Below are 14,231 nucleotides of genomic sequence, written 5' to 3'. Positions count from 1 at the left end.
AGCCTGCCTCAGGAGGTCCTGCGGCGGTAGACCGCGATCGCGCCGACGTGGGCGACGACGACGATCCCGACGAGCCACGCGAGCGCGACGACGATGTCGGTACCGACGGGTTCCTGGGCGAGCAGCCCGCGGACGGTGTCGACGACGGCGGTGACGGGCTGGTTCTCGGCGAACCACGCGACGGCGCCGGGCATCGTCTCGGTGGGCACGAACGCCGAGCTGATGAAGGGCAGGAAGATCAGCGGGTAGCTGAAGGCGCTCGCACCGTCGACGGACCGGGCCGACAGGCCGACGACCACCGCGATCCAGGTCAGGGCGAGTGTGAACAGCGTGATGATGCCGACCACCGCGAGCCACGCCGCTAAGGATGCACCGCTGCGGAACCCCATGAGGAACGCGACGCCCGTGACGACGCCGACGGAGATGAGGTTCGCGACGAGCGAGGTGAGCACGTGCGCCCACAGCACGCTCGACCTCGCGATCGGCATGGACTGGAAGCGCTCGAAGATCCCGCCCTGCAGGTCGAGGAACAACCGGTAGGCGGTGTACGCGACGCCCGAGGCGACCGTGATGAGCAGGATGCCGGGCAGCAGGTAGGTGACGTAGGAGACGCCGGAGCCGGTGTTGATCGCCCCGCCCAGCACGTAGACGAACAGGAGCAGCAGTGCGATCGGCGTGACGGCGGTGGTGATGATCGTGTCGGGGCTGCGCACGATGTGGCGCAGCGAGCGGTTGGTCAGAGTGGCGGTGTCGGTGAGAACGTGCGCGGTCATCGTGCTTCCCTTCCTGAAACCGGCCGGTCGGCGCGGTCGTTGCTGTGGGCTGCGTCGTCGTTGCCGACGAGTGAGAGGAAGACGTCCTCCAGCGAGGGCTGCTTCTCGACGTACTCGACCTCGGCGGGTGGGAGGAGCTGCTTGAGCTCGGCGAGGGTGCCGTCGACGATGATCGTGCCCCGGTGGAGGATCGCGATCTGGTCGGCGAGCTGCTCGGCCTCGTCGAGGTACTGCGTGGTCAGCAGAACGGTTGTGCCGCCTCGGGCGAGCTGCCTCACCGTCTGCCACACCTCGATCCGCGACTGGGGGTCCAGCCCGGTGGTCGGCTCGTCGAGGAAGATCACCGGCGGGTCGCCGATGAGGCTCATGGCGATGTCGAGCCGGCGGCGCATGCCACCGGAGTACGTCCCCGCCCTGCGGCCGCCGGCGTCGGTCAGCGAGAACCGGGCGAGCAGGTCGTCGGCGATCGCCTCCGGTGCCGGCAGGTGCCGCAACCTGGCGACGAGCACGAGGTTCTCCCGGCCGGTGAGCACGTCGTCGACGGCCGTGAACTGGCCGGTCAGGCTGATCGACTCACGCACGTCCCCGGGCGCGGAGACGACGTCGTACCCGTGCACCGTCGCGGTGCCCGCGTCGGCGATGAGCAGTGTCGACAGGATGCGCACGAGCGTGGTCTTGCCGGCTCCGTTCGAGCCGAGCAGCGCGAACACGCTGCCCCGCTCGACGTCGAAGTCGACGCCGCGCAGCACGTGCACGTCCCCGAACGACTTCTCGATCCCCCTCACCCGGATCGCTGTGCCGAGGGTCTGTTCGGCGGTCATGGTGGATCTCCCTTCCCTGGTGCAGTGGCCTCCGCGCCTGTCGCGGAAGGTGCTGGGCATCAGGGTGAGGGGTTGACCTTGCGTCAAGGTCAAGCGTCATTGTCGGGCGGCCGGTCGGGGTCGCCTCCCCGGCTGTCCCCGTCACCTCGCGGCACGGCCTCGACCGGGCCGCGTAGCGTGGAGGCAGCATCCACTCTTGTTGAGCAAGGAGTTTCGTGAAGCCCTGGCCTGAGTTCGTGCCCCGTCTGGTCGCCACCGACATCGACGGCACGATCCTGCCCCACGGGGGCACCGTGAGCGCCCGCACCCGCGCGGCGCTGCAGCAGTACACCGAGCGCGGCGTGGACGTGGTGATGGTCACCGGGCGGCCACCGCGCTGGCTCCCACCCGTCGTCGAGGCGACCGGACTGACCGGCCCCGTCATCGCCGCCAACGGCGCGATCGTCGTCGACGCCCAGAGCCTGGAGCCGATCGAGATCAGCGCGATATCGCCGGAGCGCGTGTCGGAGGCCATCGACCGGTTCACCGCGGCGCTGCCGGACGCCGCGTTCGCGGTGGAGACCCCCGGGGACCTGCGCATCGGCCCCGGCTTCGAACGGGCACGGACGAGCGCCCCCCGCGAAGGCCTCACACCGACAGGACCACCGGTGACGTTGGTCCGGTCGACCGAGGAGCTCGTTGACGGCGAGGACATCATCAAGATCATGGTGCTCAGCCCGGCGTCCGACCCCGACGAGATGCTGGAGACAGGGCGGGGGGAGGCCGGGCACGTCGTGAGCGTGACCCGCTCCGGCGTCGGGCGACCGCTCCTCGAGCTCGGCCCGCACGGTGTCACCAAGGCCTCGACGCTCGCGGCGTACGCGCGCGCCCGGAACATCGACCGGGCCGACGCCGTCGCCTTCGGGGACATGCCCAACGACGTGGAGATGCTGCGCTGGGCGGGCCACAGCTTCGCCATGCACGGCGGGCACGGCGAGGCGCTGGCCGCGGCGCAGTACCTCGCTCCGCCCGTCCAGGAGGACGGCGTCGCCCAGGTCCTGGAGACGCTCCTCGCGCCGCGTCCCATGCTGAGGTGAGGTGTGCAGTCTGACGCGTCCCGGACGCCCCTGCGTCGGGCCGTCGGAGCAGGAGGGAGTGGTCTCGCGAGACGTCAGTCTGACTCATCTCGTGAGTCAGACTGACGTCTCGGGCGCGCACTACCCCGCCCGCGCAGGAATCAGGGAGCCAGCTGCACCCCGGCGCGCTCGGCGATGACCTGCACCAGAGCGGACGCGTTCAGGTCCCCGTACCCGCGGTCGACACCTTCGCGGACGAGGGCCGTGGTCGTGTCCAGACCGGCCGGCTGCACGCCGGTGGCGTCGGCCTGGGCCTTGATCAGACCGAGATCCTTGAGGAGGAGCTTGAGCGCGAAGTCGGGAGCATGGTCCCCGGCCAGGCTGCGGGCGCCCACGCCGGCATAGATGGGCGTGCGGAAGTCGGTGACGGCGGCGACCTCCAGGACCTTCGCGGGGTCCAGTCCACTCTTGGCGGCGAGGACCAGCGCGTCACCGATCGCCCGGATCTGCGACCCGACCAGGAGGTTGCCCACGAGCTTCATGCGGTGCCCGGAACCGCCCGGGCCCATGTAGTGGGTCGTCTCCGCGATCGGCTCGAGGACGGTCAGGGCACGCTCGTAGACCGCCTCGTCCCCACCGACGACGATCCACAGCCCACCGTGAGCGGCTTCGCCGCGTGTCCCGAACACGGGCGCGTCGAGGAAGTCGATGCCTCGGGCCTCGTACGCCTCGCGCTCCCGCAGACCGAGCTCCGGGCTGATCGTCGACAGGTCGAGGACGGTCGTTCCCGGGGCGACGGACTCCGCGACCCCACCCGGTCCGAGCGCGACGGCCGTCACGGCGTCGTCGTCGCTGAGGCAGTACATGACGAACTCGGCACCGTCGACCGCATCAGCGATCGATGACGCCGCGGAGGCCCCCTCCGCCACGAGCGGCTCCGCCTTGGTCGCATCCCGGTTGTGGACCCGGACCGCATGGCCCGCTCTCAGGAGGTTGCGCACCATCCCGCTGCCCATGGTCCCGAGACCGATGAATGCCACATCTGCCATCGTCGTTTCCTTCCTCCGGCCACGCAGCCGTCCGGCTGCGTCGGCGTCCGTTGTTCTCGATGAAACCCGGGACGGCGTGCGTGCCTCGGTCGCGCCCGCCCGCGGTCCCATCCGGCCGGCGCGACCTCGCGCAGCTACCCGGTCGTGGACCGCTCCGGTTCGACGCCGGAGGGCTCCGCCTCTGCTTGCGGGGTGTCCTTCCGCCAGAACCGCCAGCCGCTGCTCCGGCTGCCGTCCCCGAGCCGCTGGCTCAGGCCGAGCACGACGATGAGCAGCACGCCCCACCCGAACTCGGCGGCGAAGTTCGCCCCGCCCCAGCGGCCCAGCGCCATGTTGATGCCGGTCTGGACCTGCTGCATGGCGGCCACCGAGAGCAGGACGAGGACGATCCGCCCGCGCCCACCGTTGGTGTCGATGCCGGTGAGGACCGCCACGAGGATCGCCTGGATGAGGTAGGAGGAACCGAAGGACACGTTCGCCGCGTTGGTGCTCGCGAACATCACCAGCCCGGCGGTGGCGGCGAGCAGCCCGCTGAGGACGTAGGTGGTGATCTGCACCCGCTCGACGTCGATCCGCGCGAAACGGCTGACCTTCTCCGAGGCGCCGACCGAGTAGAGCCGGAACCCGAACCGCGTCCGCAACGTGATGAACGCCAGGGCTGCGACGACCAGGGCGAACAGGAGGAACGACACGGGGATGCCGGCAAGCGTGCCGGACCCGAGGAAGTTCAGGCTCTCCGTGCCGTAGACCGTGCTCCCGCCGGTGATCCCGGTCGCGACCCCGGTGAACAGGGCGAGGGTGCCCAGCGTGATCGGGATCGGGTGCACCCGCAGGTAGGCCACGAGCGACCCGTTGACGAGGCCGGCGACGAGGCCGACGGCGAGCGCCGCGACCACACCGACCACCGTGGCGCCGCCCGCCCCGAGGTTCGGCTCGAGGGCCCCCATGGTGGCCGCGGCCGCGATGGCCGCCGCGTTGGCGACGGCGACGATCGACAGGTCGATCCCACCGACGAGGAAGGTGAGCGCGATACACAGCGCGAGCAGCCCGATGGGGGCCATCTGGTTGGCCATCGAGGCGATGTTGCGGCCGGTCGGGAAGGTGTTGGGGGCCAGCATCGTCATGACGATGAACAGACCGACGACGAGGCCGATGAGGGCGATGATGTGCGCCCTGCTTCCGAGACGTGCATCCATCAGGCCGACACCACCACTCCGCGCGCGCGTTCAGTTCGTCTCGCTCGAATCGCCGGTATCCCGACGCCGAGGAGCAGGAACAGGCCGACGAAGGCCTGCCTCCAGGCGGAGGGGATCCCGACCAGCACGAGGCTGGCGCCCACCATGGTGATGAGCAGGACGCCGAGCATGGTGCCCAGGACCGAGCCCCGGCCACCGGTAACCGCCGCACCACCGAGGACGACGGCGGCCAGCACCTCCATCTCCAAGCCGACGAGCGTGAACGGGTCGGCCGCCCGGTTGAGTGAGCCGCTGAGGATGCCCGCGAGACCGGCGAGGGTCCCGGCCAGCACGAAGGCGCTGAAGCGCACCCGGCTCGCCGGTACACCGAGCCGGGTGGCTGCCTCCTCGTTGTCACCGATGGCGTAGAGGTTGCGGCCCCAGCCCGTCGACCGCAGCGCCCAGGCCAGCGCCACGGCGAGGACCACGAGGATGAGCACGGCCACGTGCAGCGACGCCTGGCGCCCCGCGGAGGTCACGGTGACGAGCTGGCTCTGCGAGAACTCGCTCATCTGCGCCGGCAGCACGCGGACGCGCTCGGTGCCCACGAAGGCCAGCAGGCCCCCGCGGAACAGCGTCAGCGTGCCGAGGGTGACGATGAGCGAGGGCAGCTTGAGCTTGGACACGAGCACCGCGTTGACCATGCCGAACAGCGCCCCGAGGAGGCAGGCGAGCACGGCCGCCACGACGAACGGGCCCTGGTAGTCCAGCTCGAGCAGGACCACCGTGCTGATGTACATCGAGGCGACGGCGGTCGCCGACACCGAGATGTCGATCCCCCCGGTAATGAGCACGACGAGCAGGCCCAGCGCCATGAGCCCGATGACCACGGCGCTGCGGGCGATGCCGAACATGTGCGCCAGGGAGAAGAACTCCGGCGCCATGAGCCCGAACACCACTGCCACCGCGACGACGACAGCCGCGAGCAGTGCCTCGCGGCTACTACGGAGCCGTTGGATCACGACTCGCCTCCTCTACTGATGATGTCGACCAGGGCCTCTTCGTCGAGCTCCTCCGCGCCGTGCCGGGCGGTGACCTGCCCGTCGTGGACGAAGACGATCTCGTCGCAGACGCTCAGCAGCTCGGCGGGCTCGTCGGAGATGACGAGCACGGCGGTCCCCTCACCCGCGATGTCCCGCACGACGTCGTGGATCTCGGCACGCGAGCCGATGTCCACGCCGACGGTCGGGTTGTTCAGCACGATGACGTCCGGTCTGGGCGCCAGGGCCCGGGCGAGCAGGACGCGCTGCTGGTTCCCGCCGGAGAGGGAGGACGCCGGGTTGCGGACGTCGGGGGCCTTGATGCGCAGCGAGTCCCGCCACGTGGTCCCGAGCTCGACGATCTTGTCCGTCGAGACCGTCCCGGCCGTGCCGAGCACCTCGTCGAGGTCGTTGGCCGCGATGTTGTCGGCGATCGACCAGTCGAGGAAGAGGCCCTCGGTGAGCCGGTCGTCCGGCACGTACTGCAGGCGGGGGTTGTCGCGCAGGTTCGTCGCGACCTCCCCCCGGTACCGGATCTCCCCCTTCTCCGGGGTGACCAGTCCGGCGACCGCCAGCCCGATCTCGATGCGCCCGGACCCGACCAGCCCGGCCAGTCCCACGACCCGTCCGGCGTAGAGGTCGAGGTCGATGTTGCGGAAGCTGGCCTTCAGGGTGAGGTCGCGGACCTGGACGACGGGCTCGTCGGTGCTCGCCGGTGGCTTGGCGCGGCGGAGGTTCTCCACCACTCCCCCGGTCATCAGCTCGGTGATCCGCGCCTGGTCGTAGTCCTCCGACGGCCCGGTGGCGACGATCTGGCCGTCGCGGATCACCGTGACGTCGTCGGCGATCGACACCACCTCACGCAGCTTGTGCGAGATGAACAGGAAGGTGAGCCCCTGCGCGCTGAGCGACCGGATGGTCTCCAGCAGGCTGTCGATCTCGTCCTGGGTGAGCGCCGCGGTCGGCTCGTCCATGAGGACGATCCGGCCGTCGGAGGAGACCGTCCGGGCGATCGCGACGAGCTGGCGCTCGGCCGTGGAGAGGTCACCGAGCCGGGTGTTGGGGTCGATGTCGAGCCCGAGCCCGGCGAGCGCCTTCTCGGCGTGCTCGCGGACCTCGCGGCGACGGATGAGCCGCAGCTGGGGGTCGCCGCCGGAGAAGGAGAGGTTCTCCGCCACGGTCATGTTCGGGAACAGTGCGAGGTCCTGGTAGATCACGCGGACGCCGTGCGCGATGGAGACGCGGGGGTCGATCGTGGGCAGCGACTCGCCGTCGATCGACACCGTCCCGGAGGTCGGCTGCTCGACGCCGGCGATGATCTTCGTCAGCGTCGACTTGCCGGAGCCGTTCTCGCCGACGAGGGCGTGCACGGTGCCCTTGCGGATGGTGAGCTCGACGCCGTCGAGCGCGACGACCTTCCCGTACTCCTTGCGGACGTCGCGGACGGCGACGGCGGGCGGGGCGCCGCGCTCGCGAAGCGGCGCCCCGGTGATCGGTCCGTCAGAAGTCATAGTCATCGGCGTTCTCGAGGTCGACCTCGATCCACGCCTCGTCACCGTAGATGACCTTGCCGTCGATCGAGATGGTCTCGTAGCCGGGGGCCTCGAGGCTCATGCCGTCGGTGACCTCCTCACCATCGAGGATGGCCTTGGCCAGCACGTTCATCGCGTAGGCGGCGTCGGCGGGGTCCCAGAAGGTGATGAGGTCGATCGCCCCGGTCTCGAGTCCGGCCCGGGCGTCGTTCGGGGTGCTGGTACCGACGACGGCGATCTCGTCCTCCAGCCCGGCCTCCTCGACGGCCTGACCCACGCCGACGACATCGGTGGACGCGGAGCCCTGGACCCCCTTGAGGTCCGGGTAGGCGGAGAGCAGCTCCTGCATGCGCTCGTAGGCGATCTGGGAGTCGTCGGAGGTCTCGACGAAGTCCCCGACCATCTCCATGTCGGGGTAGTTCTCCTCCTGGTACTCCACCGCCGCGTTGACCCACGCCATGTGGGTGGCGGAGCTCAGGGAGCCGACCATGACGGCGTACTGGCCCTCGCCGTCCATGCGGGTGGCGAGCTGCTCCATGAGGTTGACGCCGTAGTCCTCGTTGCGGAAGGCCTCGAGGTCCCAGTCGGCGTTCTCGATCTCGGGTGCCTCGTGGGTGATGACGACGACGTCCTCGTCCATCGCGCGGCCCAGGACCTGCTCGACGGCGTCGGGCTGGAAGGGCACGACGGCGAGGGCGTCGACGTCGGAGGCGAGGAGGTCCTCGATGACGCGGACCTGAGCGTTGGCGTCGGCCTGCCCCGATCCCTGCATGTAGGCGTCCACGCCGGTCTCCTCGGCGTACCGGTCGGTGCCCTCGCCCAGGCGGGTGAACCAGGAGATGCCGGTGAGCTTGGGGACGGTGACGATGGTGTGGTCGCCACCGGCCTCGCCGCCGCCGGTCGCGGCGTCGGTGGCGGTGTCCGCGCCGGTGTCCTCGTCGAGGGACCCGCACGCGGCGAGCGCGAGGGGCGCAAGGGCGGCCGTCGCGACAAGGGCGGTGAGGCGGCGCTTGGAGGTGGTAGCGGTCATTGCTTCTCCCGTTTCGGTGTGGTGGTGATGATCGGTCGCCGAGGCGGACCCCGGCGACAGGGTGGACGTGGAGGTGGTCAGAACTCCTTGGCGATCTCCTCGAGGAGCCGGAGGAAGGCGACCGAGCCGGGGTCGTTGTGGCCGGCGCTGCGCTCCCCGACCCAGCTCGCTCGACCCCGCTGGGAGAGCTTCCCGGCGCCGTCGGCGACGGCGGTGTCGGCCGTCTGGACGGCGGCGCTCGCGAGGTCACCGGCGGGCTCGGCGCGACGCTCGCTCACCAGGTCGGCGACCGGCGCGATGACGTCGACGACAGTCTTGTCACCGACCTGGGCCCCGCCCCGCTCCATGATGCGCTGCTGGAAGGCGGCCAGCGCTGTGGCCAGCTCGTCCGCCGTGAACCGCTCGGCGTCGGCCACCGACGTCGCGGCGGCGACCAGGCCACCGCCGACGAGGGCGGCGTAGGTCGAGGGGTTCGCGCTCGCGAAGGCCACCCCCGCGGACTTGAGCACCTCGCTCGGGTGGGCGTCCTGCGGCAGGGTGGAGACCGCCTCACGGACCGCGCGAGCCCCGGAGCTCACGGTGATCCCGAGGTCGCCGTCGCCGAGGGCGGCGTCCAGCTCACGCAGCTCGTCGGCGTGCGCGGGCAGGCGGTCGGTCACTGCCAGGACGATCTCGCGCAGCCGGCCGGGCTCGGCGACGGTGCGTACCTCGCCCGTCTCGGTCGCAGCGGACCGCACGACGGGTGCCTGCTTGGCGGGGATCTCGGTGAGCGGCTCGACGGCGCCCTGGGTGAAGAAGGGCGAGCGGGCCGGGGCGTCGATGAGCTCGGTGAGCTCGTCGTCGAGGACGAGGACGGACAGCGAGGCGCCGGCCATCTCCAGGCTCGTCGCGTACTCGCCGATGTACCGGCGGTGGATGGTCACGCCCCGCTCGGCGAGCAGCTGGTGGGTCCGGCGGTAGATGAGGTAGAGCTCCTCGAGCGGCGTGGAGCCCAGGCCGTTGACGAGGAGGGCCACCCTGCTGCCCTCGGTGAGGTCCAGCTCCTTGGTGAGCTCCGCGATGAACCGGTCGGTGATCTCGTCGGCGGTCTCCAGCGGCCCGCGGTGGGAGCCGGGCTCCCCGTGGATGCCGATCCCGATCTCCATCTCCCCCTCGGCGAGGGTGAAGGTCGGCTCACCCGCCGCGGGGAGGATCGTGGGCGACAGGCCCACGCCCATCGTCCGGGTGCGGTCGACCGTCCGCTGGGCGATCTCGGTGACCGTGGCGAGGTCGTCCCCGCGGTCGGCGGCGGCTCCCGCGGTCTTGTAGGCGAAGATCAGGCCGGCGACGCCGCGGCGGGTCTCGGCGCGCTCGGTCGGTGCGGAGAGGATGTCGTCGGTGCCGAGGACCGTCGTCGTGCGGATGCCGTCGGCGGCGGCGAGGTCGGCGGCGACGTCGAAGTTGTAGACGTCTCCCCCGTAGTTGCCGTAGAGGTACAGCACGCCCGCGCCGTCGTCGCTGGCCACCGTCGCGGCGTGGATCTGCTCCGCCGAGGGCGAGGAGAAGACGTTCCCGACGGCCACGCCCGAGGCGAGGCCACGCCCGACGTACCCGAGGAAGAACGGCATGTGGCCCGACCCGCCACCGGTGACGATGCCGACCTTCCCCCCGGTGCCGGCGTCGGTGCGGACGAGGGCGCGCCGGTCCGCCGAAGCGGCACGCAGCTCGTCGGGATGTGCCAACAGCAGCCCGTCGACGACCTCGTCGACGAAGTCGGCCGGGTCGTTGATGATCTTCTTCACGGCTCTACCACTCCTTTGTCGTGTCTCGCTCTGTCGTGTCTCGCGTGCATCAGTTCGGGGAAACCTCGTCTCGTGACGTCGCCGCCACCGCGGCCTTCGGCGTGCGGAACCGGCGCAGGAACGTGCCGCCGAGGACGAGTGCGGTCAGGGCCAGCAGGACGATGGAGATCCAGCTCGACACCAGCTCACCGGACCCGCCGATGACCAGGGCGCGGCGCAGGTTCGCCTCCGCCAGCGGCCCGAGCAGCAGCCCGAGGACCACCGGACCGGCGGGGATGCCCGCGCGCTTGAGGCCCAGGCCCACGACTCCGGACACCATCATCGTCACCACGGTGAACACGTTGTTGCTCGTCGCGTAGGTCCCCACCATGCAGAAGATGAGGATGATGGCCCAGAGGTACTCGGGCTTCATGTCGAGCAGGCGCACCATCCCGCGGGTGCGGACGAGGCTGACCGCGGTCGTGATGAGCGTGGCCACGACCATGATGGCGGCGATGAGCACCACCATGTCGGGACGGTCGGTGAAGAGCGACGGGCCCGGCTGGATGCCCCAGACGATCATCGACCCGATCATCACGGCCATGACCGAGTCGCCGGGGATGCCCAGCGCCATGGTCGTCGTCAGCGAACCTCCGAGGGTGGCGCTCGACGCCGTGTCCGACGCCGCCACGCCGCCGACGTAGCCGGTGCCGAACTTCTCCGGGGTCTTGGATGCCGACCGCGCCCGGTCCCAGCCGATGAGGCCGGCGATGTCCCCGCCGGCGGCCGGCACGATCCCCACGCCCAGCCCGATGGCGCCACCGATCGCCCCGCCCCGGCCCGCTTCGCGCAGCTCCCCCTTGGTGGGCCACCAGCGCCCGAGGCTCGAGATCGGCCGGACGGTGCTCTTGCGGTGGGTGAGGATCTGGTCCAGGACCTCGGCGATGCCGAAGAGGCCGATGATGACGGCGATGAACTCGACGCCGGAGGTGAGCTCGTTGATCCCGAAGGTGAAGCGCTGGTCACCGGTGATGGGGTCGCGGCCGACGACGGCGAGCAGCAGCCCCAGCACTCCTGCCAGCAGGCCCTTGAGCAGCGACTTGGAGGCGATGCTGATCATCACCGTGAGGCCGAACAGCACGAGGGCGAACATCTCGGCCGGGCCGAAGCGCAGCGCGAAGGAGGCGATCGGCTGGGCGATGAGCACGAACAGCACCATGCTCGCGAGGATGCCGACGGCCGTGCCGATGCCCGACACGACGAGCGCGAGGCCCGCCTGCCCGTTCTTGGCCATGGGGTAGCCGTCGAGCGTCGTCGCGATGGAGGCCGGGGTGCCCGGGGTGTTGATGAGGATCGCCGGGATCCGGTCCCCGAACTGTCCGGCGACGTAGATGGTCAGCAGCACGGCCAGGCCCTGCTCAGCGGGGAGCGTGAGGGTGAAGCCGCTCGCGAGCGCCACGGCCATCGTCATGGTGACGCCGGGGAAGAACCCGACGAGCAGGCCGAGGACCATGCCGAGCAGCATGAAGCCCCAGAAGGCGATGTCGGTGAAGGCGCTGAGCCCTTCGAGGATGGTGGTCACAGCGGCACTCGCAACAGTAGGTCGAACATCACGTAGATCAGCGCCGTGACGCCGAGGGGGAACAGCACGAGGAGCTTGACGCTCCGCACGCCGAAGAGCAGCGCGAGGACCGCGAGGTAGACCACCGCCGGGATGACGAAGCCGATGGCCGCCCAGACCTCGATGAAGATGACCGAGAGGATGATCGCGAGGCCTGCCCGGATCCACCCCTCACGCGTCGCGGCGTCCACGCCGTCCCGCTCGCGGGTCGGCCGGACGAGGGCGACGACGAGGAGGGCGAGCGACAGGGCGAGGCCCGTCCCGCCGAGCACCAGGGGCCACCAGTCCGGGGACAGCCCGCCGGAGTCGACCCTCGACTCGATCCCGCGTGACAGCAGGAGGACGACGACGCTCGCCACCACGGCGATCGCGGCGACGACCGCCTCGAAGGCGCGCGAGGAGCTGGCCGGTGGGACCGGCGCCTGCTGGGTCGCGTCTAGCTGGCCCATCGTTCCAGCTCTCGAGCGATGGCCGTGCGGTCGGCCTCCGGGATGTCCTCGACGCTCGCGCGCACCGGCCCGGCGGGCAGGCCACGGAGCTCGAGTCCGGCCTTGAGGTGGGCGATGCTGCCGGCGCGGACCAGCTGCACGGCTCGCACGATGTCCTCGCGCGCGCTCTGCACGGTCTCGCCGTCGCCGGCGGCGATCGCGTCGCGCAGCCGGACGAAGGGCTGGGGGAACACGGAGGAGACTCCGGAGATGATGCCCGCCCCGCCGTCGTCGATGAAGTCGGCGAAGGCGATGTCGTTGCCGGACAGGACGACGAAGTCCTGCGGCGCGTACGAGAGGTACCTGGCGACCGACTCGTCGGTCTCGCCGCTGATCTTCACTCCCGTGACGCCGACGTCGGCCAGCAGCGGGAGCTTGTCCCAGGGGAACTCCGTCGTCGTGCGTGCGGTGAAGAGGTAGGCGTACACCTCCGCATCGCCGGCCGCCTCCACCACCTGGCGGAAGTAGTCGACCGTCGCCTCGACGGGAGCGGGGAAGTAGTACGGGGTGATGGCGGCGACCTTCCGGGCCCCGGCCGCCACGGCGTCGGTCGTCAGTTGCACGGCCTGGCGCGGGTACGCGGCACCGACGTGGACGTAGGCGCGCTCGGGGCCGAAGGCGGCGATGCCGGCCTCGATGACCGCCATCCGCTCCCCGTCGTCCAGGGTGGTGAACTCGCCCGTGGTGCCGGCGACGAAGGCACCGTCGATGGGCTCCTCGGCCAGCCGCTCGAAGAGCACGCGAGTCCCGGCGAGGTCCAGCGCGCCGTCGGCGGTGAAGGGGGTCGGGACCGCGGTGACGAGCTCGGGTCGGCTGGCGGGGGTGGCGTTCTCGGGCACGGTGGTCTTCCTCAGGTGTGGGTGGTCGAAGGGGGTGGTGCGGGGGCGGCGGCGCCGCCCCCGCACCGGTCACGTCACTCGGCGAGGAGCGTCGCGAAGATGTCGGCCTCGGCGTTGACGAACTCCGTCGCGTCGGCGGGGTTGCGCCACTGCGGGATGTTGCCGGCGCTCTCGATGACCTCGGTGTAGGCATCGGAGGCGACGGCCTCCTCGACGGCGTCGCCGAGCACCTCGACGACCTCGTCCGGGAGTCCGGCCGGCGCTCCGAGCATCCCCCAGCCGCCGATGGCGACGTCGATGCCCTGGTCGGTCGCCGTCTCCACCTCGGGCAGCGCGTCGGCGGGCTCTTCGGCGAGGATGGCAAGGACGCGCAGCTGTCCGTCGGCGTGTGCCTGAGAGGTCTCGGAGACACCGGCGACGACGGCGTCGACCTGGCCACCGATGGCGGCGCTGACCGCGGGCGCGCCGCCGTCGAAGGGCACGGGGCGGAACTGTGCGCCGGTCTCCTCGTTCAGCAGCGTGGTGGCTGCGTGCCAGATGGACCCGGCACCGGAGTTGGACACGGTGATGGTGTCCGGGTTCTCCGTCGCAGCGTCGACGAGGTCCTGCAGCGTCTCGTAGGGGCTGTCCGCCGGGACGGCGATGGTCGCCGGCACGGAGACGATCTGACCGAGGTAGTCGTAGTCCGTGTGGTCGGTGTCGTAGCCCTGCTGGCCGAGCATGACGACCTCCACCGGCATGTAGCCGAGGGTGTAGCCGTCCGGCTCGGCCTCAGCCAGTGCGGCGAGACCGACGGAACCCGCACCGCCGGAGCGGTTCTCGACGATGATCGAGACGCCGAGGGACTCCTCCATCTCACTGGCGAGGGTGCGCGCGGACAGGTCGGAGGCGCCTCCGGCGTCGTAGGGGACGATGATCCGCAGATCGCCGTCCGGGTAGCTGGCGGCGGCGGCGTCGCCGTCGTCGGACGAGCACGCGACCAGCGCGGTCACGGCGAATCCCGCGACGAGGAGTGCAGCAGGACGGTTGCGAAACTTCATAGTTTCCG

Annotated in this window: 13 protein-coding genes; 1 reads left to right on the top strand and 12 read right to left on the bottom strand. The window is 70.8% G+C overall.

Annotated elements, in window-relative coordinates:
- Positions 1-8: 8 nt before the first annotated feature.
- Together VR894_RS04145 and VR894_RS04140 are read right to left on the bottom strand one after the other, a co-directional pair.
- Positions 9-773: an ABC transporter permease gene (locus tag VR894_RS04145; protein ID WP_324650077.1), complete on the bottom strand. Its 765-nt coding sequence runs from the start codon at positions 771-773 to the stop codon at positions 9-11.
- The gene (locus VR894_RS04140; protein WP_324650076.1) at positions 770-1,594 is read right to left on the bottom strand and encodes an ABC transporter ATP-binding protein; all 825 of its coding nucleotides are present in this window, start codon (positions 1,592-1,594) and stop codon (positions 770-772) included. Before VR894_RS04140 ends, VR894_RS04145 begins: the two co-directional genes overlap by 4 nt.
- Positions 1,595-1,809: 215 nt before the next feature.
- Between VR894_RS04140 and VR894_RS04135 the strand changes: the two genes are divergently transcribed.
- Entirely contained in the window at positions 1,810-2,670 is an 861-nt protein-coding gene (locus VR894_RS04135) for an HAD family hydrolase (RefSeq protein WP_324650075.1), read from the top strand.
- 140 nt (positions 2,671-2,810) lie between these two features.
- On the opposite strand, the gene VR894_RS04130 is transcribed toward VR894_RS04135, so the two are convergent.
- The 10 genes from VR894_RS04130 to VR894_RS04085 form a co-directional block, all read right to left on the bottom strand.
- Positions 2,811-3,698 carry an NAD(P)-dependent oxidoreductase gene (locus VR894_RS04130; protein ID WP_324650074.1) on the bottom strand — a complete coding sequence of 296 codons (888 nt, stop codon included), beginning with the start codon at positions 3,696-3,698 and terminating at the stop codon, positions 2,811-2,813.
- A gap of 134 nt (positions 3,699-3,832) precedes the next feature.
- Positions 3,833-4,894 (bottom strand): ABC transporter permease, encoded by a 1,062-nt coding sequence (locus VR894_RS04125; protein ID WP_324650073.1) that lies wholly within the window; start codon positions 4,892-4,894, stop codon positions 3,833-3,835.
- Positions 4,894-5,895 (bottom strand): ABC transporter permease, encoded by a 1,002-nt coding sequence (locus tag VR894_RS04120; RefSeq protein ID WP_324650072.1) that lies wholly within the window; start codon positions 5,893-5,895, stop codon positions 4,894-4,896. The genes VR894_RS04125 and VR894_RS04120 overlap by 1 nt, the downstream gene beginning before the upstream one ends.
- A complete protein-coding gene (locus tag VR894_RS04115) occupies positions 5,892-7,424 on the bottom strand; it encodes a sugar ABC transporter ATP-binding protein (RefSeq protein WP_324650071.1) in 1,533 nt (510 codons plus the stop codon). The genes VR894_RS04120 and VR894_RS04115 overlap by 4 nt, the downstream gene beginning before the upstream one ends.
- The gene (locus tag VR894_RS04110) at positions 7,414-8,475 is read right to left on the bottom strand and encodes an autoinducer 2 ABC transporter substrate-binding protein (protein WP_324650070.1); all 1,062 of its coding nucleotides are present in this window, start codon (positions 8,473-8,475) and stop codon (positions 7,414-7,416) included. The genes VR894_RS04115 and VR894_RS04110 overlap by 11 nt, the downstream gene beginning before the upstream one ends.
- A gap of 77 nt (positions 8,476-8,552) precedes the next feature.
- Positions 8,553-10,256 (bottom strand): dihydroxyacetone kinase family protein, encoded by a 1,704-nt coding sequence (locus tag VR894_RS04105; protein WP_324650069.1) that lies wholly within the window; start codon positions 10,254-10,256, stop codon positions 8,553-8,555.
- A 49-nt stretch (positions 10,257-10,305) separates the two neighbouring features.
- A complete protein-coding gene (locus VR894_RS04100) occupies positions 10,306-11,817 on the bottom strand; it encodes a tripartite tricarboxylate transporter permease (RefSeq protein WP_324650068.1) in 1,512 nt (503 codons plus the stop codon).
- Positions 11,814-12,305 (bottom strand): tripartite tricarboxylate transporter TctB family protein, encoded by a 492-nt coding sequence (locus VR894_RS04095; RefSeq protein WP_324650067.1) that lies wholly within the window; start codon positions 12,303-12,305, stop codon positions 11,814-11,816. The genes VR894_RS04100 and VR894_RS04095 overlap by 4 nt, the downstream gene beginning before the upstream one ends.
- On the bottom strand, positions 12,293-13,183 hold the full coding sequence (locus tag VR894_RS04090) for a dihydrodipicolinate synthase family protein (protein WP_324650066.1): 891 nt from the start codon (positions 13,181-13,183) through the stop codon (positions 12,293-12,295). The genes VR894_RS04095 and VR894_RS04090 overlap by 13 nt, the downstream gene beginning before the upstream one ends.
- 74 nt (positions 13,184-13,257) lie before the next feature.
- Positions 13,258-14,223: a tripartite tricarboxylate transporter substrate binding protein gene (locus VR894_RS04085; RefSeq protein ID WP_324650065.1), complete on the bottom strand. Its 966-nt coding sequence runs from the start codon at positions 14,221-14,223 to the stop codon at positions 13,258-13,260.
- Between the last annotated feature and the right edge of the window lie 8 nt (positions 14,224-14,231).

Source organism: Georgenia sp. H159 (assembly GCF_035607575.1).
Taxonomy (GTDB): domain Bacteria; phylum Actinomycetota; class Actinomycetes; order Actinomycetales; family Actinomycetaceae; genus Oceanitalea.
The sequence above is the reverse complement of the archived record's forward strand: the minus strand, read 5'-3'. Positions and strand labels throughout refer to the sequence as shown.